The 23,561-nt window shown below is 62.7% G+C and carries 21 protein-coding genes; 17 read left to right on the top strand and 4 right to left on the bottom strand.

What is annotated here, in order from left to right; all coding sequences use genetic code 11:
* Nucleotides 1-67 precede the first annotated feature (67 nt).
* Nucleotides 68-703, bottom strand: a complete 636-nt coding sequence (locus tag C6W55_RS00845; RefSeq protein WP_286890905.1) for a YecA family protein — start codon at nucleotides 701-703, stop codon at nucleotides 68-70.
* Between the two features lie 231 nt (nucleotides 704-934).
* Between C6W55_RS00845 and C6W55_RS00840 the strand changes: the two genes are divergently transcribed.
* Nucleotides 935-1,150: a hypothetical protein gene (locus tag C6W55_RS00840; RefSeq protein WP_213486175.1), complete on the top strand. Its 216-nt coding sequence runs from the start codon at nucleotides 935-937 to the stop codon at nucleotides 1,148-1,150.
* 78 nt (nucleotides 1,151-1,228) lie between these two features.
* On the opposite strand, the gene C6W55_RS00835 is transcribed toward C6W55_RS00840, so the two are convergent.
* Together C6W55_RS00835 and C6W55_RS00830 are read right to left on the bottom strand one after the other, a co-directional pair.
* Nucleotides 1,229-2,134: a Gfo/Idh/MocA family protein gene (locus C6W55_RS00835; RefSeq protein ID WP_286890902.1), complete on the bottom strand. Its 906-nt coding sequence runs from the start codon at nucleotides 2,132-2,134 to the stop codon at nucleotides 1,229-1,231.
* Nucleotides 2,125-3,093 (bottom strand): sugar phosphate isomerase/epimerase family protein, encoded by a 969-nt coding sequence (locus C6W55_RS00830; RefSeq protein WP_286890900.1) that lies wholly within the window; start codon nucleotides 3,091-3,093, stop codon nucleotides 2,125-2,127. The genes C6W55_RS00835 and C6W55_RS00830 overlap by 10 nt, the downstream gene beginning before the upstream one ends.
* Nucleotides 3,094-3,354: 261 nt before the next feature.
* Here C6W55_RS00830 and C6W55_RS00825 point away from each other — a divergent pair, with 261 nt between their 5' ends.
* The 9 genes from C6W55_RS00825 (at nucleotide 3,355) to C6W55_RS00785 (ending at nucleotide 15,997) form a co-directional block, all read left to right on the top strand.
* Nucleotides 3,355-5,874 carry a U32 family peptidase gene (locus C6W55_RS00825; protein WP_483316339.1) on the top strand — a complete coding sequence of 840 codons (2,520 nt, stop codon included), beginning with the start codon at nucleotides 3,355-3,357 and terminating at the stop codon, nucleotides 5,872-5,874.
* Nucleotides 5,875-6,078: 204 nt separating this feature from the next.
* On the top strand, nucleotides 6,079-7,806 hold the full coding sequence (locus tag C6W55_RS00820) for an AfsR/SARP family transcriptional regulator (protein WP_286890897.1): 1,728 nt from the start codon (nucleotides 6,079-6,081) through the stop codon (nucleotides 7,804-7,806).
* On the top strand, nucleotides 7,794-9,359 hold the full coding sequence (locus tag C6W55_RS00815; protein ID WP_015253225.1) for an ATP-binding SpoIIE family protein phosphatase: 1,566 nt from the start codon (nucleotides 7,794-7,796) through the stop codon (nucleotides 9,357-9,359). The genes C6W55_RS00820 and C6W55_RS00815 overlap by 13 nt, the downstream gene beginning before the upstream one ends.
* 19 nt (nucleotides 9,360-9,378) lie before the next feature.
* Nucleotides 9,379-9,750 (top strand): STAS domain-containing protein, encoded by a 372-nt coding sequence (locus C6W55_RS00810; protein WP_286890895.1) that lies wholly within the window; start codon nucleotides 9,379-9,381, stop codon nucleotides 9,748-9,750.
* A gap of 24 nt (nucleotides 9,751-9,774) precedes the next feature.
* Entirely contained in the window at nucleotides 9,775-10,494 is a 720-nt protein-coding gene (pcrB, locus tag C6W55_RS00805) for a heptaprenylglyceryl phosphate synthase (protein ID WP_286890893.1), read from the top strand.
* Between the two features lie 625 nt (nucleotides 10,495-11,119).
* Nucleotides 11,120-13,468: a DNA helicase PcrA gene (pcrA, locus tag C6W55_RS00800; RefSeq protein WP_286890891.1), complete on the top strand. Its 2,349-nt coding sequence runs from the start codon at nucleotides 11,120-11,122 to the stop codon at nucleotides 13,466-13,468.
* A 57-nt stretch (nucleotides 13,469-13,525) separates the two neighbouring features.
* Nucleotides 13,526-15,511 carry an NAD-dependent DNA ligase LigA gene (ligA, locus tag C6W55_RS00795; protein ID WP_286890907.1) on the top strand — a complete coding sequence of 662 codons (1,986 nt, stop codon included), beginning with the start codon at nucleotides 13,526-13,528 and terminating at the stop codon, nucleotides 15,509-15,511.
* A gap of 149 nt (nucleotides 15,512-15,660) precedes the next feature.
* A complete protein-coding gene (locus tag C6W55_RS00790) occupies nucleotides 15,661-15,801 on the top strand; it encodes a hypothetical protein (RefSeq protein ID WP_015253230.1) in 141 nt (46 codons plus the stop codon).
* Nucleotides 15,802-15,853: 52 nt separating this feature from the next.
* Nucleotides 15,854-15,997: a hypothetical protein gene (locus C6W55_RS00785; protein ID WP_015253231.1), complete on the top strand. Its 144-nt coding sequence runs from the start codon at nucleotides 15,854-15,856 to the stop codon at nucleotides 15,995-15,997.
* Between the two features lie 59 nt (nucleotides 15,998-16,056).
* On the opposite strand, the gene C6W55_RS00780 is transcribed toward C6W55_RS00785, so the two are convergent.
* A complete protein-coding gene (locus C6W55_RS00780) occupies nucleotides 16,057-17,034 on the bottom strand; it encodes a hypothetical protein (RefSeq protein WP_286890890.1) in 978 nt (325 codons plus the stop codon).
* Nucleotides 17,035-17,263: 229 nt separating this feature from the next.
* Between C6W55_RS00780 and C6W55_RS00775 the strand changes: the two genes are divergently transcribed.
* The 7 genes from C6W55_RS00775 to clpC all read left to right on the top strand — a co-directional run bounded on the left by C6W55_RS00775 (nucleotide 17,264) and on the right by clpC (nucleotide 23,344).
* Nucleotides 17,264-17,602 (top strand): DUF2512 family protein, encoded by a 339-nt coding sequence (locus tag C6W55_RS00775; protein WP_286890887.1) that lies wholly within the window; start codon nucleotides 17,264-17,266, stop codon nucleotides 17,600-17,602.
* A 54-nt stretch (nucleotides 17,603-17,656) separates the two neighbouring features.
* Nucleotides 17,657-17,839 carry a hypothetical protein gene (locus C6W55_RS00770; RefSeq protein WP_286890886.1) on the top strand — a complete coding sequence of 61 codons (183 nt, stop codon included), beginning with the start codon at nucleotides 17,657-17,659 and terminating at the stop codon, nucleotides 17,837-17,839.
* Between the two features lie 51 nt (nucleotides 17,840-17,890).
* Nucleotides 17,891-18,583, top strand: coding sequence for a hypothetical protein (locus C6W55_RS00765; RefSeq protein WP_286890885.1), 693 nt, complete (start codon nucleotides 17,891-17,893; stop codon nucleotides 18,581-18,583).
* Nucleotides 18,584-18,762: 179 nt separating this feature from the next.
* On the top strand, nucleotides 18,763-19,227 hold the full coding sequence (locus C6W55_RS00760) for a CtsR family transcriptional regulator (RefSeq protein ID WP_286890884.1): 465 nt from the start codon (nucleotides 18,763-18,765) through the stop codon (nucleotides 19,225-19,227).
* Nucleotides 19,228-19,268: 41 nt separating this feature from the next.
* Nucleotides 19,269-19,778 (top strand): protein-arginine kinase activator protein McsA, encoded by a 510-nt coding sequence (gene mcsA / locus C6W55_RS00755; protein ID WP_015253237.1) that lies wholly within the window; start codon nucleotides 19,269-19,271, stop codon nucleotides 19,776-19,778.
* Nucleotides 19,779-19,807: 29 nt separating this feature from the next.
* Nucleotides 19,808-20,884 (top strand): protein-arginine kinase McsB, encoded by a 1,077-nt coding sequence (mcsB, locus tag C6W55_RS00750; RefSeq protein WP_286890880.1) that lies wholly within the window; start codon nucleotides 19,808-19,810, stop codon nucleotides 20,882-20,884.
* A gap of 3 nt (nucleotides 20,885-20,887) precedes the next feature.
* Nucleotides 20,888-23,344: an ATP-dependent protease ATP-binding subunit ClpC gene (gene clpC / locus C6W55_RS00745; protein WP_286890877.1), complete on the top strand. Its 2,457-nt coding sequence runs from the start codon at nucleotides 20,888-20,890 to the stop codon at nucleotides 23,342-23,344.
* Nucleotides 23,345-23,561: the final 217 nt, after the last annotated feature.

The raw sequence follows: 23,561 nt of genomic DNA, 5'->3' as shown, positions 1-23,561 counted from the left end.
GATTTTCGGATTTTTTCACGATGTAGTGCCTGTGGACAAGTCGGAAAAACCGCGTCAAATCTGGAATTCAGTTATCCATAGCACCCAAGAGGGTGCCTACTTTTAGGGGCTTACTGTCGAACCCGGGCTCGGGGGAATCCGCCAATTGTTTGAGATTCGGCGGCATGCCGACGGCCCGGGGCTGGCCGGGGGCCGCATTCTCCTGTTCGTACAGCGCTTCGGCGAACGCCTCGAGATCCTTGTACCGCCGGGAGATGGCCGACGCGGATACCTCGTATTTTTCGGCCAGGGAGGTCAAGGTGACGCCTTCGATGCCGAAAGCCTGCGCGGTGAAGTATTCCATCGCCCCCGCGATGACTCCGGCGGTGCGCAGGACGGGCTGAGCCGTACCGGTGTACAGGTTCAGCATGGTGACCGCCATCGCGATGTGGTCCCATTCGTATTCGCCGGCCATCCGGTTCGCCAGATAGCGGGCGATCATTTGATAGCGCACGTTGCCCCACTCCAGCTCATGCTCGATGAGACTGACCACGTCCTCGGCGGTGATCACGGGATCGGAGAAATCATCTTCGGGTTCATCCGCCGCGGGCTGTCCGGGAGCGATGCGGGTGACGTTTGCGGCCTGGTCCTTCTCCAGACAGCAGCGTTTGTACTTTTTGCCGCTGCCGCAGGGACACGGATCGTTACGGCCGACTTTTTTCACGGTCATAACCTCCCTGAGCCGGGTTGTCTTTCCGGTCGATATCTTGTCCCATTATATCAAAAAATGCGGGCGGGGACGTTATTTTGGGCATGCTAAGGTCAGACTGCCATGCGGCGCGTGACAAAGTTGTTAACAGTGCGAAGAAAGGCTTGCAACCGGAGCCGTGACAGGCTAACATAGAACGGAGATAAGTGTTTACCCTGGGTTGACGATTCAGAAGGAGGTCCCCCCATGTTGCTTCTTGCAGAAGAGACCGCATCCGCGAGCAGCTTCGACCCGTTCGATATCATGATGCTGCTGTTTACCGTTGTCATTGCCATCGGCCTCGTACGGCTGCTGATGGAACGGCCGCGCAAGAACTATTTTGCCATCGGCTTTGCGCTCGTGTCCCTCGCGATTTTCCTGTTCATCGACTATGTCATGATTTTCGAGGTCTGGGCCGGTTAATCGGCCGTCAGGTTTGCATGGGCACATACATAGAGCCTCCCGCTGGAGCAAGCGGAGAGGCTCTTGTTGTGTAACCGGTTATCCGTTCCGGCGGATCGCATCGATGATCCACCGGAACAGGATAAGGTCTTGCTTCGCGTCCTCCGGCGTCGTCTTCGGCACGAGCCCGCGGGTCACCACGTCGTGGAACGTCTCGATCTCGACGGTGTACGGGTCCTTGAATGTCGGCCGGGTCTCGGACACGGAGAAGGCGTCGCCGTCCGTCTCGTCGACCATCAGCACGGTCGGCAGGTGACGGATGTACGGGGTATTATATTGGACTTTCACCGCTTTGGCGTCCGAGTACACTTCGAGATGCGCGTCGAAGCGGCCGATCCGGTGGATGCCCGTCTCGAAGGTCGCGTTGAATCCGTCGAACTCGAACAGCGCGTGGATGAACGAACCGCCGTTCCATTGCGCGGCGGAGATGACGCGGTCCGGCATGCCGATCAGCTCGCGCATCGCCGACAGATCATGGCTGCTGAGCCCGTTCAGCAGCCGGTATGTGCTGACCAGATCGGCCGGGGCGTCACCGATCGCCTCGGCAGCCTGCTGCGCCGCAAGCCGCTTCCGCTCGGCCATCGCTTCCTCCGGGATATCCGTCGGGCGGAAGACGCGGCTCGATTGGCCGATGAAATAGCCGTTCGGTCCGATCAGATCCCGGACGCGCGCGTAGCGGATCGGCCCCATGTTCCGAACCAGCTCGACCGCCTCGGTGAAGGCGGGCGCGTAGCGCCGCATGTAGCCGATCATCACCTGCGTGCCCGCCTCGTCCCGGGCGCGGATGATGGCGTCCGCGTCGGCGAGCGTCAGACACATCGGCTTCTCGAGCAGGACATGCTTCTTGTGGCGCAACGCGGCCAGCGTCGCGGCGGTGTGGTATTCGTCGCTGTTCAGCACGAATACGGCGTCGAGCGTCTGCAGAGACGGGCAGGTTATACCCACCACATCTCGCCCAGCGGTTCGCGGATCAACACTTGCTGCAGATTTTGCACGGCTTTCGTGAATCCTTCTTCAACGGACATCAGACCGTCTTCGTGTTCGATGCTGACGACATAGTCGTAGCCGACCAGCCGGAGGGCGCTGATGATGTCGGCCCAAGTCTTCAGATCGTGGCCGAAGCCGACGGTGCGGAACTGCCATGCGCGTTCGAGCATGTTCGTGTACGGCTGCATGTCGGTCAGGCCGTAGCGGTTGACGTTGATCGGATCAATCGACGTATCCTTCGCGTGGAAATGGTGAATCGCGCCGGCGCGGCCGAGAATATGTACGGCTTGCACCGGATCGATGCCTTGCCACCACATGTGGCTCGGGTCGAGGTTGGCGCCGATCGCTTCGCCGGCCGATTCACGCAGACGGAGCAGCGTCGCCGGCGTATGGACGGAGAAGCCGCCGTGCAGCTCGAGCCCGATCTTGACGTTCCGTTCGGACGCATATTTCGCAATTTCGGTCCAGTACGGAATGACTTTGTTCTTCCATTGCCAATCGAGAATTTCCTGATAGTCGTTCGGCCACGGCGCGACCGGCCAGTTCGGATATTTCGCGTCCTCGCTGTCGCCGGGGCAGCCGGAGAACGTGTTGACGACCGGCACGCCGAGCTTCGATGCCAGGTCGATCGTCTCGCGGATGGTCTGGTCGTGTTCGCTTGAAATCGCTTTCTGAGGATGAAGCGGGTTGGCATGGCAGCTCAGCGCGCTGATGATCAGGCCGCGGGATTCGACCGCCTTCAGGAACGCCTTGCGCTTGCTCTCGTCGGCGAGCAGTTCCTTCCGGTTGCAATGCGCATCTCCCGGATAGCCGCCGGTGCCGATCTCGACCGCTTCCAGTCCCTTCGAGGCGACGTAGTCAAGCATTTCCTCGAACGGTTTCTGGCCGAAGAGCACAGTGAAAATGCCAAGTTTCATGGTTCGCGAACAGCCTCCTTCGATTCCCCGATCGGGAATGTCATCGCTTTCCCGTCCATTATATCATGCCCATTTTTCACATTGAACGGCGTGCGCTGCGAAATGCCAATTTTGGATAGCAACAGGCCAAACTTGCAGCGGAGCAGGACCTGACTTTACCGTCTTCCCCTCGTCATGCTATTGGAATCGCGCACGCAGGGTGTTACACTGGGTTACAGAATTTCACGATGCGTGAGCGGACAACCTGGAGGACCAACGATGATGATACGGAACGGCTTGAGACGCGAAGACATCGAACTGCTGGCGCCCGCCGGCAACTGGGACTGCCTGCGGGCGGCGGCGGCGAACGGCGCTGACGCGGTGTACTTCGGCGTCGAGCATTTCAATGCGCGGGCGAGGGCGCACAATTTCCGGATGGAAGAACTTCCGGAAATCATGACCTTCCTTCGCCGCTATGGCATGAAAGGCTACCTCGCCTTCAACATTCTCGTCTTCGAAGATGAGCTGGAGGAGGCGAAGCGGCTGACGGAGGCATGCGCGGATGCCGGGATCGATGCGGTCATCGTGCAGGATCTGGGCCTCGTGCGCATGATCCGCGAGATCTCGCCCGACCTGCCGATTCACGGGTCGACGCAGATGACGATCACCTCGCCGGAGGCGGTCGAGTTCGCGGCATCTCTCGGCATTGAACGGGTGGTGCTCGGACGGGAGAACAATCTGAAGCAGATCCGAACCATCGGCAGCCAGACGTCGCATCCGCTTGAAGTATTCGTCCACGGCGCGCTGTGCGTTTCCTATTCGGGCCAATGCCTGACCAGCGAGATGTGGGGCGGCCGGTCGGCGAACCGCGGCGAATGCGCGCAGGCGTGCCGGCTGCCTTACGACCTGATGGTGGACGGCGAGCAGAAGGAGATGGGCGACGTTGCCTACCTGCTCTCGCCGAAGGATCTGGCCGCGATCGGACTCGTGCCGGAACTGATCGAGGCGGGCGTCATTTCGTTCAAGATCGAAGGCCGGCTGAAAAGCCCGGAATACGTCGCGAACGTGGTGAGCAAATATCGGGCCGCCATCGACCGCTACTTCGCGGGGGACGATGCGGAACCGTCGAAGGAAGAAATACGGGAGCTGCAGCAAAGTTTCTCCCGCGGGTTCACGCCGGGTTTCCTGCTCGGCACGAACAACAAGCAGCTTGTCGACGGGACATTCCCGAAAAGCCGCGGCGTCTATCTCGGCCGCGTCGAACGTGTCACCCGGGACGGCGTCATTTGCCGGCTCGAGGCGCCGCTCAAGCGCGGCGACGGCATCGTATTCGACGCGGGCGAGCCGGAAAAGCCGGAAGAAGGCGGCCGCGTCTATGACATCCGCCGGCAGGGCGCCAAAGTCGAAGGCGAGGCGCTGGAGGGCGGAACGTACGAGATCGTGCCCGGCCGCCATGACGTCGACCTGAAGCGCGTGAAGCCGGGCGACCGGATCTGGAAGACGAGCGATCCGGCGCTTGACCGGCGGCTGCGTCAGACGTTCGAGACGGACAAGCCGTACCGCGCCTTCCCGGTGTGCGTCAACGTCAGCGGACGCGCGGGTGAACCGCTCCGGACGGTATGGACCGACATGCAAACGGGGATCCGCGTGGAAGCGGACAGCGGGATTCCGCTGGCTGTCGCGGAGAAGCGGCCGATGGACCGGGCGCTGCTGGCCGAGCAATTCGGGCGGCTCGGCGGGACGATTTTTCGGCTGGAGGAGCTGGACGTCGAACTCGAAGGTTCGGTGATCTTGCCGATCAGCGAGCTGAACCGGCTCCGCCGGGAAGCGGCGGCGAAGCTGGAAGACGCGCGGATGAAGCCGCGGCCGTACGCGAAACGGAGCATCGATCCTTACGCCGACGTCCGGCGCGCCGAGGCCCTTGGGGGCGAGCCGGAGCTGACCGCGCTGTGCCGCAATATGGAACAGGTGGAAGCGGCGTTTGCGGCGGGCGTCGGGCTCGTCTACGCGGATTTCGAATTCATCCGGCAGTATCCGGAGGCCGTCCAGGCGGCGCGCAGGGCCGGCAAGCGGATCGCGCTGGCAACGCCGCGCATCCATATGCCGGGGGAGAACGGCTACCATAACATGATCCTGAAGCTGGAGCCCGACGCCGTGCTGGTCCGGAATACGGGGGCGCTGCAATTCTATCTGCGGAAGCGGGCGGAGCTGGAAGCCGCGGGGGACAGGGCGCGGTTCCCCGAACTGATCGGCGATTTCTCGCTGAACATCGCCAACCACAAGGCGGCGAACCTGATGCTGGATCTCGGCTGCGCGCGGGTTACGCTCTCCTATGATCTGAATGCGCAGCAGATGATGGATCTGCTGCGGCGGATGGACGGCTCGAAGGCGGAGATCGTCATCCACCAGCATCTGCCGATGTTCCACACGGAGCACTGCGTGTACTGCACGTTCCTGAGCGACGGTACGGACTACACGAATTGCGGCCGTCCCTGCGAGCAGCATCGCGTGTCGCTGCGGGACCGGATCGGCATGTCCCATCCCGTCCGCGTCGACGACGGCTGCCGCAATACGGTGTACAACGCGATCGAACAGTCGGGCGCCGAATATTTGCGCAGCTTCATCGAGCTCGGCGCCGGCACGTTCAGAGTCGAATTTCTCGAAGAGCGGGCGGAGAAGGTGGAGGAAGTCATCCGGCTCTACACAGACGCGATCCGCGGCAAAATCGGAGGCACCGAAGTATGGCGCACCCTCAAGGCGATCAACCAGCTCGGCGTCACGCGCGGGCAGTTGGTCAAGTAAGGATGCGCCGTGCGCGGACGGCCGCATTCGGATGAGAAAACGGCACGTCCGCGTGCCTTTTTCGCGTCTTGTCGGTTGTTGCGGCGGCCGGTGGAGCGGAAGGAATTTTGTAAGAAGAGATCGTATTGTGTAAGTTAGTATTCCATTTTTCCTAAACCATATAGTACGATTAACCTATATTCCATGGAAATGGAGTCTTTACCCATGCATCACATCGAGCAACATGGCGAACCCGACAACAACAGAGAAGAAGTGCTGAAGCTCGAACAGGCCGTGCAGAACGGACAGTTGCCCGAATGGGATGCGCTGGTCCGGCTGCCCGAGTCCGTCCTTTTCCGTTCGCCGCTCCTGCTTCGCGCCGGGGCCGTGCGGCTCATGCTGGAAGGAAGGCTGCGGGAGGCGCGGAGATGGGCGCAGGAAGCCGTGAAAGCGTTCGCGCTGATGGCGGACCATCGCGAAATGTTGTCGATGATCGGCCTGTTGTCGCTGATTCATGTGCGGATCGGCGATTTCTCGGACAACGAGGCGATGCTGATGCATCTGGACGCAGAAGCAAGACGCGATCCGGACCGGTGCGGCGGCTACGTCTGGTGGGCGCTGGCACGGGGAAAATGCTGGACACGGACGACCGCTTTTCTCGCGCCGCGCCTGATCGACGACGATTTCGCCCGGGCGGCTGACCGGTTCCGCGAAGACGGAGACGCGGTCGGTTTTGCCTACGTGCTGCTCGACCGGTGGATGTATGATCCGGCCGGCATGAAGAAAGGCGCGTGGGCCGGGCGGATCGCCGAACTCGGCCGGTGGGCGGCGCTTCGGCCGGAATGCGCGGCGGTGCACGACGCGCTGACAAGCGAGTCGGGCGACGGGCTGCCGGCCCGGTACGCCTACATGCTGGATTCGCTGCGGTCCGACACCGATGCCGGAGTCGGCTGGCCGGAGGGCGAGCTGCGCTATGATGTGGAAGTGCAGATGTTCGCCTGCCGGCTCAACGTGGCGCGCCGGCTTGCGGAAGGCGAACGGACGGACGCGGCCATGGCGCTGCGGCAGCTGGAACTGCTGCATGAGGAGATGTCGACGCCGCGAACATTGGCATGGGTGGCGGAATACAAGAGCAAGCTCGGCCTTGCTGCCGTCCAGGCGTCGATCCCGCGGACCATCGAGCCCGCGGACGCGCCGGCGGAGGAGCGGGCGAACCGGATGCGCATCCAGCTCATGTCCGGCATCCGCATTTTCCTGCCGGACGGCACGTCGCTCCAGCCGAAATGGAAACGGCGCAAGTCGCGCGAACTGTTCGTCTATCTGCTGTTGCAGCAGGATTATCGCGCGCTTCGCAATCAGGTATTGGAGCATCTGTTCGGCGAAGCGGACTCTTCCCGGGTGGCGAATCATCTGTATGTCTCGCTGCATGAGCTGCGCAGCGCGCTTGCCGGCATCGGCTTCGAAGACGCGATCGAAGTCCGCAGCGGGCTTGTCGGATTCCGGGAGCCGGTCATCGACATGGTCGACGTCGAGCAATATGTGACGCAGTCGCGCGTCGGCGACCAACTGTGGGCGGCGGACCGCGACGCGGCCGTCGTGCTCTACCTGGATGCCGTGGGGAAATACGGATTGCTCGGAGCGAACATGCCGGTGTCGGACTGGCTGGAGCGGTGGCGGATGCAGCTGCTCGAGCGGCAGACGGTGATGTTGCGCAGACTGGCCGAATATTACATCGGTCTATCCGAGGACAGTCACGCGGAGCAATGGCTGACCGCCTGGATCGACCTGAGGCCGGACCAGGAGGAAGCCTATCAGGCGATGATCCGGTTCTGGAAAGCGCGCGGCCGCCACGCCGAGGCGGTCGGCTGGTATAAGCGGCTCGAGCGCGTCTTCCGCGAAGAATTCGGCGTGGAGCCGCTTGAGGAGACGAAGCGGCTGGTATGGGAAAGTTGAGGTCCCGGGCGCGCAAGGCAGGTACGGCCTTCGTGCTGTTGCTCGCCGGCGCGGCGGCCGGCTGGACCGCGGCGGCCCTCCTGCCGCATGACGCCGCGGCGGCAGCGGCGGCGGCGCTGCTTGCGGCGGCAGCCGGAGCCGCAGGATGGGCGGCGTGTTCCGTCGTCAGGCGCAAGGCGCGCCCGCGCGGAGCGGAAGGCTTGCGGCCGGACGAGCCGGAGGAGCCTGAGCAGCCCAAGCGCCCTGAGCAGCCGATCGGACGGGAGCCCGCCGCACCTGGTCCGGCTGAGGCGGCGCCGGCCGGCGAGGAGCCGATGGCATCGGAATCGGCCGAATCCGGCGGCGGGATCAGCCGGCTGTCCGGCAGCGGGGAGCCGCTTGCGGCGGAGCTGCGGCTGGCGCTCGAAGTCCAGCGCAAATGGCAGCCGCCCGTCGACCTTCGCCTCGGCCTCTGCCGCGTGACGGCTCGTAGCCGCCAGGCGGCGGAAGTCGGCGGTGATCTGTTCGACGCGGTCGTCCTCGATGACGCGGTCGTCGCCGTGCTCATCGGAGACGTGCCCGGCAAAGGGCTGCAGGCCGCCTTCATGGTGCCGGCGCTGCTGCTGCTGTTTCGCTCCGAGGTGAAGCAGGGCGGTGGCCCGGCCGCCCTGCTCGAGAGGATGAACCGCGTGCTTGCCGGCTTGAGCGCCGAGAGCCTGACGGCGGTCGGCGTCACGCTGGGCATCGGCCTGCTCGATGTCCAGACGGGCGAGATGCGCTACGCCGGCGCCGGCCACCCCGCCCCCTACCTGGCATTGCCGGGGACCGAACCGCGGCAATTGGACAGCTCGTCCCTGCCGCTCGGCATGAACGCGGAGGAGACGTATCGCGAGACGGTGTTCCGCTTCGCGCCGGGCGAACGGTTCGTGCTCTATACGGACGGTATCATTGAGGACGCCGGGCCGGACGGTGAGATGTACGGCTTCGAACGGCTCGAAGCGGAGCTCGCCAACTGGCCGGCCGACGTGCCGGCGGCGGACTGGATGGAGCGGCTGCTTGACAGCCAGGAGAGCCGCGAAGCGTACCGCCGCGATGACCGGACGCTGCTCGTCGTCGAGTACACCGCGGGCAAGGCCGGGCGGCGGGCGGAGCTTCGCGAGCGCAGCTGGCGCGTGCCCTCGGTGCCGGGCTGCGAGCGGTCCGTCGCCGCGGAGCTGGCGGCCATGCTGCGGGAACACTGGTCCGAATCCGGACGAACCGACGATATTGTTACCTGCGTCGCCGAGGCGGTGATGAATGCCGCCGAGCACGGCAACGGATTCGACGAGGCCAAGACGGTGACCATCCAGACGCATTTCGGCCATGCGATCATGGTTTGCCGGATACGCGATGAAGGCCCCGGATTCGATTTCGCGGCGAAACTGGCGGGCGGCCGCGCGGAGGTCGACCACGAATACGGGCGCGGATGGGGACTCCGGCTGATCGACGAGCTGACCGACTATTGGATCACAACGAAGGACCAGCACGGTTTTTGCGTGGAAATGTATTTTCTGTCGCATCATCGGCAATCGTGACACGAAGGAGGGGGCCTTGATGAATTCGATGCTGGAACTGAATATCGTGCCGTTCGATGCCGGATTGTCCGTCACGCTGAAGGGCGATCTGGACCAGCAGGCGGAACAGAAGATCCGGTCGGTGCTCGACTGGGAGGATGGGCTCGGCGAAGACCGCCGCTACCTCATCCTGAATCTGCATGAAGTGAATTTCATCAACAGCGCCGGCATGGCGCTGCTGATTCGCATCGCCCGGGCCGGCCGGAAGAAAGACTTCCATACGTTCATATGCGGCGCCTCGGCGCATTATCAGAAACTGTTCCGCATGGTCGGGTTGACCGAATACGTCATGCTGTATCCCGACGATTACGCCGCGCTGCAGCGCATCGAGGCGCTCGAGAGTGGCGTGTGAGCGGCGCCGGGGGGGGTGGATCGCGTGAACGGACGGGCGGCGGAACGACAGCTCAGGGAATGGCGGCATCTTTTCAAGCTGGACCCCGACCGCGAAATTTCCGATTCGGCGCTGGACGCGGTCTGCCGGTCCGGCACGGACGCCGTCATCGTCGGCGGATCGACCGGCATGACGTATGACAATACGACGGATCTGCTCGCCCGCATCCGGCGTTACGAAGTGCCGTGTGTGCTGGAACTGTCGTCGGCGGAAGCGGCCGTCCCCGGTTTCGACGCGTATCTGGTGCCGATCGTATTGAATGCCGGTTCGGCGGAATGGATCGCCGGCCGGCAGGCGGAAGCGATCGCCGCCTACGGCTCGATGATTCCGTGGGATACGGCCGTCGGCGAAGGTTATATCATCCTGAACGGCGGGTCGACGGCCGCGAAGCTCACCGAAGCCCGGACGGCGATCGGAGAGCGCGATGTGCTGGCTTACGCCCGCCTGGCCGACCGGCTCATGCGGCTGCCGATCGTCTATCTCGAATACAGCGGCATGTTCGGCGACATGCGGCTGGTGGAGCGGGTGCGGGCCGATCTGCAAGGCGCGCGGCTGTTCTACGGCGGCGGCGTTGCCGACGCGGAGCGGGCGCGGCTTGCGGCTGCGGCGGCGCATACGGTGATCGTCGGCAACGCGATCTACGAGCGGCTGGACGATGCGCTGGCGACCGTGGCGGCGGTCAAGGAGACGCCCGCGCCGGCGTGACGGCCTGACGTCTTGGCTGACTGTGACGGTTTGGCCCCCGCCTGCGGTTGCGTGACGCTCGCATGCGCCGCCCGTCTGAGGAGGTATGGCGCCTGCGCATGTACGGTTGCTGTATGCACCGGCGGCGTGCCGCCTGTGTGCACATGCGCCGCCAGATCCAGGCGTACCGGCGGGCACATGCGGAGCAGGCCGCAGCGCAACTCATCCGAAACGCCCGGCACTTGACCTGCTGCCTGAAATCCGCCTGACTTAGAGGGAATTTCTTCATCTATTCCGGCCAAATCGGCGAAAATGCCCTCATAAAGCGAAAATTTTTCGTTTATGACGTGCCATCCCCCCCCTGTTTCACCGCATGTTTCGGAGAATAGAGGAAATTTTTTCTTCAAAATCGCCCGGCTTCCCCAAATTCGACAAAACAGAAGCAATTTCTTCGCTTATCCAACCGGCCGGAAACCGTATCGTTTCGTGGATCGACCGGAACCCGCATCGTTCTTGGATCGGCCGGGAATCTCAAGACCGGACAAACCGCGCCGCAACCCCCCCCCCGTCCGCAAATTGACACGCCCGGTGCGGTCGACTAGACTGAGAACAGGCGAACATAAATGCGAACAGAAGGAGTTCTGCCATGTTTAGTCCCATCGACCTCGACCAGGCGGTCGAGCGGCTCAATCCGCGCCAGCGGGAGGCCGTGCAGACGACGGAAGGCCCGCTCCTCATCATGGCGGGCGCCGGCAGCGGCAAGACGCGCGTGCTCACGCACCGGATCGCGTATCTGATCGGCAAGAAGCGTGTCGCCCCCTGGAGCATCCTGGCGATCACATTCACGAACAAGGCGGCGCGCGAGATGCAGGAACGCGTCGAGGCGCTGGTCGGACCCGGCGCCAGCGACATCTGGGTGTCGACGTTCCACTCCATGTGCGTGCGCATTCTCCGCAGAGACATCGAGCGGCTCGGCTACATGTCGAACTTCACGATCCTCGACTCGGCGGACCAGCTCTCGGTCATCCGGGCGTGCATGAAAGATCTCAACTACGATACGAAGAAGTTCGAGCCCCGCATGATCCAGGCGAAAATCAGCGGCGCGAAGAACGAACTGCTGTCCCCCGAACGGTACGGCGACCGCGCGGGCGATTACGTCGACCGGATCGCCGCCGATGTTTACAAGCTGTACCAGAAGCGGCTCAAGAGCAACAATTCCCTCGACTTCGACGATCTCATCATGACGACCATCGACCTGTTCAAGGCCGAACCGGACATCCTGGATTTCTACCAGAACAAGTTCCGCTACATCCACGTCGACGAGTATCAGGACACGAACCGGGCGCAGTACCTGCTCTGCCGGATGCTGGCCGACAAGCATCACAACATCTGCGTCGTCGGCGACAGCGACCAGTCGATCTACAGGTGGCGCGGCGCGGACATCACGAACATCCTCAACTTCGAAAAAGATTACCCGGAAGCGGTCACAATACTGCTCGAGCAGAACTACCGGTCCACAGCGAACATCCTGAATGCGGCGAACGCCGTCATCGCCCGCAACGCCGGGCGCAAGCCGAAAAACCTGTGGACCGACCGCGGACCGGGCGAACCGATCCGCGTCTGCCAGGCCGAATCGGAGCACGAGGAAGGCCTGTACGTCGCGAACGAAATCCGCAAGAACCGCGATGCCGGACGCCGATACGCGGACCACGCCATTTTGTACCGGACGAACGCCCAGTCCCGGGTCATCGAAGAAATGCTGATCAAAGCGGAGATTCCGTACCGCATCGTCGGCGGCATCCGGTTCTACGACCGGAAGGAGATCAAGGACCTGCTCGCCTACCTCCGGCTGATCTCGAACCCGCACGACGACATCAGCCTCGAGCGGATCATCAACGTGCCGAAGCGCGGCATCGGCGACACGACGATGGCGAAGCTGACGGCCGAAGCGGCGCGGCGCGGGACGTCGATCTTCGAGGTGCTCGGCGACCTGGGCGAGGTGGACGTCACGGGCAAGACGCGCGCGGCGCTGCAGGAGTTCCGGCAGATGATCGAGGACTTGTCACGGATGGTTGACTACCTGTCCGTGACGGAGCTGACGGAGCAGATGCTCGAGCGGACGGGCTACCGCGAGGAGCTCAAGCGGGAGAACACAATCGAGTCGCAGTCGCGCATCGAGAACATCGACGAGTTCCTGTCCGTTACCCAGGATTTCGAACAGCGCAATGAGGACAAGTCCCTTGTCGCGTTTCTGACCGACCTTGCGCTGATCGCGGACATCGACACGCTCGGAAGCGACGCGGACGAACGGTACGCGGACGACGCGGTCGTCCTGATGACGATGCACAGCGCGAAAGGGCTGGAATTCCCGATCGTCTTCATCATCGGCATGGAGGAAGGGGTCTTCCCGCACAGCCGCGCGCTGATGGACGACGAGGAACTCGAAGAGGAGCGGCGGCTCGCCTATGTCGGCATCACGCGCGCCGAAGAGCGGCTCTATCTCACCTGCGCCCGCGTGCGCACGCTGTTCGGCCGGACGATGGCCAACATGCCGTCCCGTTTCCTGGAGGAAGTGCCGGACGAGCTGAAGCAGAACGATTCGCCCGCCCGGTCGTTCGGGTTCGGGTACGCCCGTTACGGCGACAGCGCCGCGGGCGGATCGGGCGGATTCGGCTACCGCGGCGGCGGATCTGGCGGCGGCTTCGGCGGCGGGTTCGGCGCACGGAGCGCCGCGCCATCGCAAGTATCCGCTGGCGGCGTGCGAGTGACCGAAGGCGTCGGCAAGCCGGCCGGCGCGGGCGTCACGCCCGGAGCGGGAAGCGCAACCAACGAGACGTTTGCGCCCGGCGACAAGGTGAACCACGTGAAATGGGGCGTCGGCACGGTCGTCGCCGTCAAAGGCGAAGGCAACGACCGGGAGCTGCAGATCGCCTTTCCGGCGCCGGTCGGGGTGAAGCGGCTGCTCGCCGCCTTCGCGCCGATCACGAAAATCTAGCCATCGCAATCGTGAAAGAGGGGTGCGCCCGTGGCTGACCAGAAGAAGCTGGACCGGATGGCCCGGCTGGTGGAAGAGATCAATGTTCACAATCGGAACTATTACACGCTCGACAATCCCGTCATCAGCGACAAGGAGTACGACGCGCTCTACGACGAACTGGTCGCGCTCGAGCGGGAGACGGGCGTCGTGCTGCCGAATTCGCCCACGCAGCGGGTCGGCGGCGAAATTCTGAAAGGCTTCGAGCCGCACAGGCACCGGGCGAGGCTGTGGAGCCTGGACAAGGCGCAGACCGAAGACGACCTGCTCGCCTGGAACGCCCGCGTACAAAAGGCGGTTGCGGACTATAACGCACGGAACCCCGACAACCCGCTGCCGCAGCCGTCCTATGTCATCGAGCTGAAATTCGACGGCCTGACGCTGAACCTGACCTACGAAGGCGGAAAGCTCGTACAGGCGGCGACGCGCGGCAACGGCGTCGTCGGCGAAGGCATCCTGCCCCAGGTGAAGACGATCCGGACCGTGCCGCTGACGATTCCGTTCCAGGGCGTCATCGAAGTGCAGGGCGAAGGGATCATGCACCTGTCCGTTTTCGAAGCCTACAACCGGACGGCCGCGGAGCCGCTCAAGAACGCCCGCAACGCCGCGGCCGGCGCGCTGCGCAATCTCGATCCGCGCATCACCGCCGAGCGGAAGCTGAACGCGTTCTTCTACAACGTCGGCTATGCGGAAGGCGTCTCCTTCGCGAGTCACGCGGAAATGATCCGATTCCTGAAGGACAACGGGTTCCTCGTGAACGACTATATCGCCTACTTCGACCGGATCGAGGACGTGGCGGTCGAGCTGAAGCGACTCGAAGAGCGGCGCGCGAGCTTTGACTTCCTGATCGACGGGGCGGTCGTCAAGCTCACCGATATGCGGACGCGCGAAGCGCTCGGCTACACGGACAAGTTCCCGCGCTGGGCGATCGCGTTCAAGTTCGAGGCGGAGGAAGCGACGACGGTGCTGCAGGCCGTCGACTGGCAGGTCGGCCGTACGGGCAAGCTGACGCCGATCGCCCGCGTAGAGCCGGTCGAGCTGGCCGGCGTGACGGTGCAGAACTGCACGCTGAACAACATGGGCGACATCGAGCGCAAAGGGCTCAAATTCGGGCTCGGCACGCGCGTCTGGATCCGCCGCTCGAACGACGTCATTCCCGAGATTCTCGGCTGCGCCGACGAGGAGGAAGGCGGCGAGATCGTCTGCCCGACGCACTGCCCGGCCTGCGGCTCGCCGCTTGAGCAGCGGGGCGCGCATCTGTTCTGCAACAACAAGCTCGGCTGCAAGCCGCAGATCGTGGCGCGGATCACGCACTTCGCGTCGCGCGACGCGATGGACATCGAGACGTTCAGCATCGCCACGGCCGAGCAGCTCTATGACGAATGCGGCGTGCGCGATCCGGCGGATCTGTACGATCTGACGAAGGAGCAGCTTCTCGCCCTGGACCGGTTCGGCGAGCGCAAGGCGCAGAAGCTGCTGGACGCGATCGAGCAGTCGAAGGGGCGCGACCTCGCCTCCTTCCTGTTCGCGCTCGGCATCCCGAACACGGGCAAGGCGACGACGAAGATGCTGGCGGACCACTACGGCAGCCTGGACGCCGTCATGGCGGCTTCCGTGGAAGAGCTGCAGCAGCTGCCCGACGTCGGCGGGATCGTGGCGGAATCCATCGCCGGATTCTTCAACGACCCGCTCGTTCGCGAGAGCATCGCGCGGATGCGCAAAGCCGGCGTGAAGGCGGAGGCGGAGCGGCCGGCGGTCGTGCGGACCGACAGCGTCTTCAGCGGCAAGACGGTCGTGCTGACCGGGACGCTGTCGTCGATGACGCGGGACGAGGCGGCGAAGAAGCTGGAGGCGCTTGGCGCGAAAGTGTCCGGCAGCGTGTCGAAGAAGACCGACTACGTCATCGCCGGGGAAAGTGCCGGCAGCAAGCTGACGAAGGCGCGGGAGCTCGGCGTCACGGTCATCGACGACGAAGTGGAGTTTCTCAGGCTGCTTGGCGAATGAAGCTGTTGGGAAAGCGGACCGTTACCGGGCCGCTTATTCATTTGAAATAGGTGGCTGCCCTTCCACAAACTCCGCCGGTTCGGAACGCATAACGTTCCGAGCGCGGTGCAGATGCTAACGGCTGAATCCACCGAAAGGGGGTGCCGGCCGTGGCGAAGAAAAATCGCGCCAGCAAGGCGGACGTGCAGACGACGGACCTGAACCGACTGCCTGTCGATGATACGGAATTTGCAGGCGAGTACGCAGCGGAGCGGAACCGGAAGCAGAAGTCGAAGGCTGAAAAACAGTAAGGCGTTGTGACGAGGCCGGTGCCGGACTGCATGCATACGGAGGGGCTGCCGCATGGCGCATCAATGTTATTACTGCGAGAAGCCGGCCGACAGCGTCCACACGTTCACCGTATATGACGAAAACGGTGTCGAAGAACGGCAGGAAGTGCTGTGCAGCGAATGCTACGCGGAGTGGCTGGAATCGCTGAAGGGCTGACAATGAAAAATTGAGCGGGCCGATTCCCGAGACGGAATCGGCCCGTTTTTTTCAAGCGCTCAATGCACGGTCTCGTTCTCGACGATGAATTCGTCGATCAGACGGTTGCGGTACATAAGGGAGAGGTTGAGTCCGTCGTACTCTTTCTCCTTGTCCAGCTCCCGCATCAACACCGCCGCGATGGCGCCGGCGTCGTCGGCGTGCCGTCGTTCCCTGAAGTCGATGAATCCGGTCAGCCGCCGCTCCCGGATATCGACCGTCGCCGTGCCGATCGTCCGGTTGCCGTCCGCCTTCGAGCGGATTTCGTAGGTGAGCGTGTCGCCGTCGTCGCGGATCAGTTTGGCCGCAAAGTTGGCTTCTCCGCGCATGCCGGTCTTTTTCCCGTGCGAAGTCTTCGTTTCCGGCACTTCCTCATGCGTCAGCTCGACCGTCTCAAGCAGCTCGTCTTCGTGGCGGTGATCGATCAGGAATTCGTCGACCGAATCCTCGTCGAAGTCCGAAACGATCAGTTCCGTGACAAGCTCGATCTCGTCGTCATCCGGCAGGCTGCGCCAGCGGACGCTGCCCGTCACCTTGCCGTCATCCGCGCGCAGATGCGCTTCGGCGATCCACCTGCGTCTGTCGTCGTAAACGTGGTAGTGCAGGCGGTTGCGTTTTTTGCCCACCAGCACCAGTTCGTATTCCGCTTCCTGCCATTCGGGCTCATCGTCAGCGTCCTTCCAGGTGCCGACGAGTTCTTCGTCCTCTTCGTCAGCCATTACAATAAACTGATCGAACGGGCTGTACGTGACGAACACCTCGCAGGAAGCCGCGCCTACGGCAAGAACGAACGATTGGACGTAATCGTTGACATGTTCAAGCACCCGCCGCTTGTCCCGCGCGCGCAGCACATCGCGGTCGAGCTGGACGGATCCGGTCAGCCTTCCGCCTTCGCGATAGACAAGCGTCATCGTTCCGGCATAACGCCCGTCCACCAGGATGTCGTTCACTTCGCCCCCGGCCGTGCGCAGATCCGGACGCAGTTCGATCCGTTTCACGTCTGATACCTCCTTCACCGTAGCCTGATGCGGATAAACTTTCCGCAGGCGGCGCGAGAAAGGCGCCGACTTCGTCAGCATTCCCCGGCGGCGGGGCGGTTCATTCCACCGCATTGCAAGCGGCCGGTCATGTCACGGGTGCCGGAATATTCCGCTGCTTAAGTACGGGGCGCTGCGGCACACTAGCTCTGTGCAGCTGCAGCAATGGCCCGCGAGGAGGGTGAAAGCCGTGAAATTTCTGTTCAAATGGGTGTTGAACGGGATCATCGTCACGCTGATGCTGGCCTGGTATGCGGACGTGACGTATCTGACCGCCTTTATCGCCGCTTCGCTGCTTACGGTTGTCGCGTTCCTGATCGGCGACATGGTGCTGTTGCCGAGCACGAACAACGCGGTGGCGACCATTTCCGATTTCCTGCTGGCCGCCGTTTATCTCGGCGTGGTCAGGTATTTCTACGATTTGAATCTGAGTTTCGGCGAAATCATCATCATATCGGCGCTGGTCGCCTGGGCCGAGTGGCTGTATCATCGCTACATTCTCGGCCAGAAACTGGACGTTGCGGGATAAAAACAAAGCGGGCGATCCGCTAAGTACAACCCACAAGGCAAGGAGGTCCGAATCGTGAGCCGGCTGAACGATTATGTCGAGAATCACGAGAATCTCGACAAGCTGAACGTCATTCTGAAGCATTACGGCGTAAGCGCCGAATTCGTCGCGCATACGCTGTCTGAAGGGTTCGAGCAGGACAAGGAATTGCCGAAAGAGCTCATCGAGGACATGAAACAGTTCTGCGCCATGATGTGACGAAGCGGCGGCCGACGGACGGGAAAAGATGGTGAAGGGAGGTTCCGGCGCGTGAAGAGGATCACCATCAGGCACGCATGCGCGTCCATCCTGACGGCGCTGTTGACGGCGCTGGTGTTGTCGGGATGCGCGGGAGGCGGAAATGGCTATGATGACAGGATCGGCTCATACGGCACCGGTTACGGATCGAACGGCAACCGGCTGTTCGAGCGGGATGACCCGGACCGGATGACGAGGCGCGGCAATGCGGATCATTCTGATCAGGTCAAGGGGCTGAACAAGGCTCAGACCGCCGAAAACGGCGGACGCAGCGGCATGTTCGGCAGCGAAGATGAATTCAACGGCAGCCGCGACGGCGGCGGCGCAGGCTGGTTCGGCGCCGGCACGTTCAGCGGACGGATGAAGGACAGCGACAAGCTCGATGATACCCGAAGCTTCCGCATCGGCAACGGGTACGACGGCATCACCTCCGACGGCGCCGGCACGTCCGACCCCAAAGGCGCGCCTGTCCGCGCGGGAAACGGGGGAGGCGTCGAGCTTCAGCTCGGCGGCATCCGGATCACGAGCGGGGATGCGGCTTCCGCAAGGGAAGCCAGAGACGGCAGCCGGGTGCTGCGGGTGACGAGTCCGGTGGCCCGCAAAGCGCTTGAGCGGCTGAGCCGCAACCTGTCGTCCGGCCAATTGTCGGCCAGAGCCGACGTCATCGCGAACGATCTCCGCATCGTGCTGAAGGATGCGCGCTGAAGGCGAACCGGCCGGCAAGGCATTCGGCCGGTTCGGTTCGTACATAATGAAATCGTGCCGGTTGGAACGCTTGACGGCGTTGAAAAATCAGGTATAATAAAGTTAAGGTCAAAGAAAGTCAAAGTCAGAATCAAGGAACGTCTGTCAATCCGGCCGGCCATTGACTGGAGGGTATGACCATGCGCAATATTACCGACCTCATTGAGCAGTATCTGAAACAGATGATCCGGGAAAGTGCGGAAGGCACCGTCGAGATTCAGCGCAATGAACTGGCGGACAAGTTCTCGTGCGTGCCGTCGCAGATCAATTACGTGATCGCCACCCGGTTCACGCTGGAGCGGGGCTACCTGGTCGAGAGCAAGCGGGGCGGCGGCGGTTACATTCGCATCCGGAAGCTGGAGCTGCCGGATTGCCAGCCGATCCACGAGCATGTGCTGCGCACGATCGGCAACCGCATCGACCAATCCGCGGCCGAAGGGCTGATCTATCAGCTGGCGGAAGCGAAGCTGCTGGACGGGCGCGAGGTGCAGCTGCTCAAAGCGGCCGTCTCCCGGGAGACGCTCGCGGTCAATCTGCCGCTGCGGGACGAGATCCGGGCGCGGCTGCTCAAGGCGATGCTGATTGCGCTGCTTGTTGAAAGTTAATCCTGCATATTGATAAGGAAGGTTCGAAAGGAGGCCGCCCCATGCTGTGTCAAGATTGCGGGAAACGCCCGGCGACGCTTCATTTTACGAAGATCGTCAACGGCGAGAAGTCGGAGTTTCATTTCTGCGAGTCATGCGCGCGCGAGCGCGGGGAGATGATACCGGGCACGGCGAACGGTTTCTCCATCCACAGCCTGCTGTCCGGCTTGCTCGACTTCGAACCGCCAGGCGGCGGACAAGCCGCGCAGCCGCTCCGGTGCGAGACATGCGGGCTGACGTACAGCCAGTTCAGCAAGATCGGACGCTTCGGATGCAGCGACTGTTATCGTTTCTTCGACGGCAAGCTGGATCCGCTGTTCAAACGGGTGCACGGCAATACGGTCCATGTCGGCAAAGTGCCGCAGCGGACCGGCAGCCTGATCCGCTCCAGGCGGGAGATCGACCGGCTCAAGCGGGATTTGCAGGAGCGCATCGCCCGCGAAGATTTCGAGAGCGCGGCGCGCATTCGCGACCGGATCCGTGAACTTGAGCGCAGGCTGGCGGACGGTTGAAGCCGGGTACAAGGAAGGAGGGGTCTCGGGTGGACAAACGTCGTTTTGCGCGTGAAGCGCTCAGCGAGTGGATGCGGCACGGAGGACCGGATTCCGACATCGTCATCAGCAGCAGGGTGCGGATCGCGCGCAACCTGAGCGGGCATCCGTTCCCGATGCTGGCGACGAACCAGCAGGCGCGGGAAGTGATGGAGAAGCTGACCGGCGTCGTCCGGGCGGGCAAATTGGATGAAGTCGGAAAGTTTGATATTTTTATATTGAATGATCTCAGCGAGCTGGAGAAACAGGTGCTGGTCGAGAAACATTTGATCAGCCCGGCGCTGGCGAACGAATCGCGCTGCGGGGCGCTGATCCTCGATCGCACCGAATCGGTCAGCATCATGGTGAACGAAGAAGACCATCTTCGCATCCAATGCCTGTATCCGGGCTTCCAGGTGAAGGAAGCATGGACCAAAGCCAGCCGGATTGACGACAGGTTCGAGGAAGCGGTCGATTACGCGTTCGACGAGAAGCGGGGGTACCTGACGAGCTGCCCGACGAACGTCGGGACGGGCATCCGCGCATCCGTGATGATGCATCTGCCCGCGCTCGTCATGACGCAGCAGATCAACCGCATCCTGCCGGCCGTGACGCAGGTCGGTCTTGCGGTGCGCGGCATATACGGTGAAGGCAGCGAGGCGCTCGGCAACCTGTTCCAGATCTCGAACCAGATTACGCTCGGGCAGTCGGAAGAAGAGATTATCGACAATCTCCACAACGTGGCCCGGCAAATTCTCGAACACGAGAAAGCGGCGCGCAAGCGTCTGCTCGCCGAATCCCGCGTAAGGCTTCAGGACCGGGTGTGCCGTTCCTTCGGCATTCTCTGCCACGCGGCCGTCATCGACTCGAAGGAGGCGGCGCAGCGGCTGTCCGACGTGCGGCTCGGCGTCGACCTCGGGCTCATCCCGAATGTGCCGCCTGCGGTGATGAATGAACTTCTGGTGAAAACGCAGCCCGCTTTTCTGCAGCAGACGTTCAACGAGACGATGAGTCCGGATCAGCGGGACATCCGCCGCGCGGAGATGATTCGGGAACATTTCAAAACATTCAAGCATGGAGGTGCATGAGGCATGATGTTCGGAAGATTTACCGAGCGCGCGCAGAAGGTTCTCGCGCTGGCGCAGGAAGAAGCGGTTCGTCTCGGTCACAACAACATCGGAACGGAACATATATTGCTGGGATTGATCCGGGAAGGGGAAGGCATTGCCGCGAAGGCGCTGACGGCGCTCGGTCTCGGCCTGGAGAAGATCCAGGACGAAGTGGAGTCGCTGATCGGACGCGGCCAGGAGCAGCCAGCCAACATCGCGTACACGCCGCGGGCGAAGAAAGTGATCGAGCTGTCGATGGACGAAGCGCGCAAGCTGGGCCATACGTACGTCGGCACGGAACATATCCTGCTCGGCCTCATCCGGGAAGGCGAAGGCGTCGCGGCGCGCGTGCTGAACAATCTGGGCATCAGCCTGAACAAGGCGCGCCAGCAGGTGCTGCAACTGCTCGGCAGCAGCGAGGCGATCTCGAGCAGCCACGGGGCGCCGACGAACGTCAATACGCCGACGCTGGATGGCCTCGCCCGCGACCTGACGGCGGCGGCCCGCGACGGCAACCTCGACCCGGTGATCGGCCGGAGCAAGGAGATCGAGCGGGTCATCCAGGTGCTCAGCCGCCGGACGAAGAACAACCCGGTGCTGATCGGTGAGCCGGGCGTCGGCAAGACGGCGATCGCCGAAGGGCTGGCGCAGCGCATCGTGGCGAACGAAATTCCGGAGACGCTGCGCGACAAGCGCGTCATGACGCTGGACATGGGTTCGGTCGTCGCCGGCACGAAGTACCGCGGCGAATTCGAAGACCGGCTGAAGAAGATCATGGATGAGATCCGCCAGGCCGGCAACATCATCCTGTTCATCGACGAGCTGCACACGCTGATCGGCGCCGGCGGCGCCGAAGGCGCGATCGACGCGTCGAACATTCTGAAGCCCGCGCTGGCGCGCGGCGAGCTGCAATGCATCGGCGCGACGACGCTCGACGAATACCGGAAATACATCGAGAAGGACGCCGCTCTCGAACGGCGGTTCCAGCCGATCATGGTCGAACAGCCGACGCCGGAAGAAGCGATCCAGATCCTGCACGGGCTGCGCGACCGCTATGAGGCGCATCACCGGGTGAAGATCACCGACGAGGCGATCGAAGCGGCCGTGAAATTGTCGGATCGCTACATCACCGACCGGTTCCTGCCGGACAAGGCGATCGACCTGATCGACGAAGCGGGATCGAAGGTCCGGCTCCATTCGTACACGGTGCCGCCGAATCTGAAGCAGCTTGAAGCGCGTCTCGAGGAAATCCGGAAGGAAAAGGACGCCGCGGTGCAGAGCCAGGAATTCGAGAAAGCGGCCGCGCTGCGCGACACGGAACAGAAGATCCGCGAAGAGCTCGAGACGACGAAGAACATGTGGAAAGAGAAGCAGGGCCGCACCGATTCCGAAGTGACGCCGGAAGATATCGCGCAGGTGGTCTCCAGCTGGACCGGCATCCCGGTCAGCAAGCTGAAGGAAGAGGAAACCGAGCGGCTGCTGAAGATGGAGGAAATTCTGCACAGCCGCGTCATCGGGCAGGACGAAGCGGTCAAGGCGGTCGCCCGCGCCATCCGCCGCGCCCGGGCCGGCCTGAAAGATCCGAAACGGCCGATGGGCTCGTTCATCTTCCTCGGGCCGACCGGCGTCGGCAAGACCGAGCTCGCCCGGGCGCTGGCCGAAGCGATGTTCGGCGACGAGAACGCGGTCATCCGCATCGACATGTCGGAGTACATGGAGAAGCATTCGACCTCCCGCCTCGTCGGCGCGCCTCCGGGTTACGTCGGCTACGAGGAAGGCGGCCAGCTCACGGAGAAAGTGCGCCGCAAGCCGTACTCGGTCGTGCTGCTCGACGAGATCGAGAAGGCGCATCCGGAAGTGTTCAACATCCTGCTGCAGGTGCTCGAGGACGGCCGTCTGACCGACTCGAAGGGCCGCGTCGTCGACTTCCGCAACACGCTGATCATCATGACGTCGAACGTCGGCGCCGATCAGATCAAGCGGAATTCGACCCTCGGCTTTACGGCGGTGCAGGATTCGGACCGCGAGTTCAACCAGATGAAGGAGAAGGTGCTCGCGGAGCTGAAGAAGGCGTTCCGGCCGGAGTTCCTGAACCGGATCGACGAGACGATCGTGTTCCACTCGCTCGAGCAGGAGCACATCAGCCAGATCGTCACGCTCATGTCGGATGAGCTGCGCAAACGGCTGCGCGAGCAGGAAGTCGACTTCGAGCTGACGGATGCGGCGAAGGCGTTCCTCGCGAAGGAAGGCTTCGACCCGCAGTACGGTGCGCGTCCGCTGCGCCGCGCGATCCAGAAGCATATCGAGGACCGGCTGTCCGAAGATCTGCTGCTCGGCAAGATCAAGAAAGGCGACAAGCTGACGATCGACGAGCGGAACGGCGAACTGGTCGTCATTCCGGCGGGATCGATCACCCCGGAGGAAGCGCCGTCGAAATAACGCGCAAGCCGGACGGGCGCCACGGCCCGGACGGAGTCATCCGCAACTCCCCACACGGAGGAAACCTCTGTGAGGGGAGTTTGTTTTATTCCTGAATCCGTGAACATCCTTATCGTTTTGAAGTGACAGATGCAAAAATATGCCTTAATATGCCTTTCTCTCCTGAGATGGTCGTGATGAAGGAATATTCAATGTGACTTGAAGCCTCATAATGGCC

It is taken from the genome of Thermobacillus sp. (genome assembly GCF_003390775.1).
Classification (GTDB): Bacteria; Bacillota; Bacilli; order Paenibacillales; family Paenibacillaceae; genus Thermobacillus; species Thermobacillus xylanilyticus.
This window is presented reverse-complemented; position numbering and strand designations above follow the sequence as displayed.

Coding starts and splice junctions, on each gene's coding strand:
- C6W55_RS00840 (WP_213486175.1), top strand. CDS start 935: ATGTTGCTTCTTGCAGAAGAGACCGCATCCGCGAGCAGCTTCGACCCG.
- C6W55_RS00830 (WP_286890900.1), bottom strand. CDS start 3,093: ATGAAACTTGGCATTTTCACTGTGCTCTTCGGCCAGAAACCGTTCGAG.
- C6W55_RS00825 (WP_483316339.1), top strand. CDS start 3,355: ATGATACGGAACGGCTTGAGACGCGAAGACATCGAACTGCTGGCGCCC.
- C6W55_RS00820 (WP_286890897.1), top strand. CDS start 6,079: ATGCATCACATCGAGCAACATGGCGAACCCGACAACAACAGAGAAGAA.
- C6W55_RS00815 (WP_015253225.1), top strand. CDS start 7,794: ATGGGAAAGTTGAGGTCCCGGGCGCGCAAGGCAGGTACGGCCTTCGTG.
- C6W55_RS00810 (WP_286890895.1), top strand. CDS start 9,379: ATGAATTCGATGCTGGAACTGAATATCGTGCCGTTCGATGCCGGATTG.
- pcrA (WP_286890891.1), top strand. CDS start 11,120: ATGTTTAGTCCCATCGACCTCGACCAGGCGGTCGAGCGGCTCAATCCG.
- ligA (WP_286890907.1), top strand. CDS start 13,526: ATGGCCCGGCTGGTGGAAGAGATCAATGTTCACAATCGGAACTATTAC.
- C6W55_RS00785 (WP_015253231.1), top strand. CDS start 15,854: ATGGCGCATCAATGTTATTACTGCGAGAAGCCGGCCGACAGCGTCCAC.
- C6W55_RS00760 (WP_286890884.1), top strand. CDS start 18,763: ATGCGCAATATTACCGACCTCATTGAGCAGTATCTGAAACAGATGATC.
- mcsA (WP_015253237.1), top strand. CDS start 19,269: ATGCTGTGTCAAGATTGCGGGAAACGCCCGGCGACGCTTCATTTTACG.
- clpC (WP_286890877.1), top strand. CDS start 20,888: ATGATGTTCGGAAGATTTACCGAGCGCGCGCAGAAGGTTCTCGCGCTG.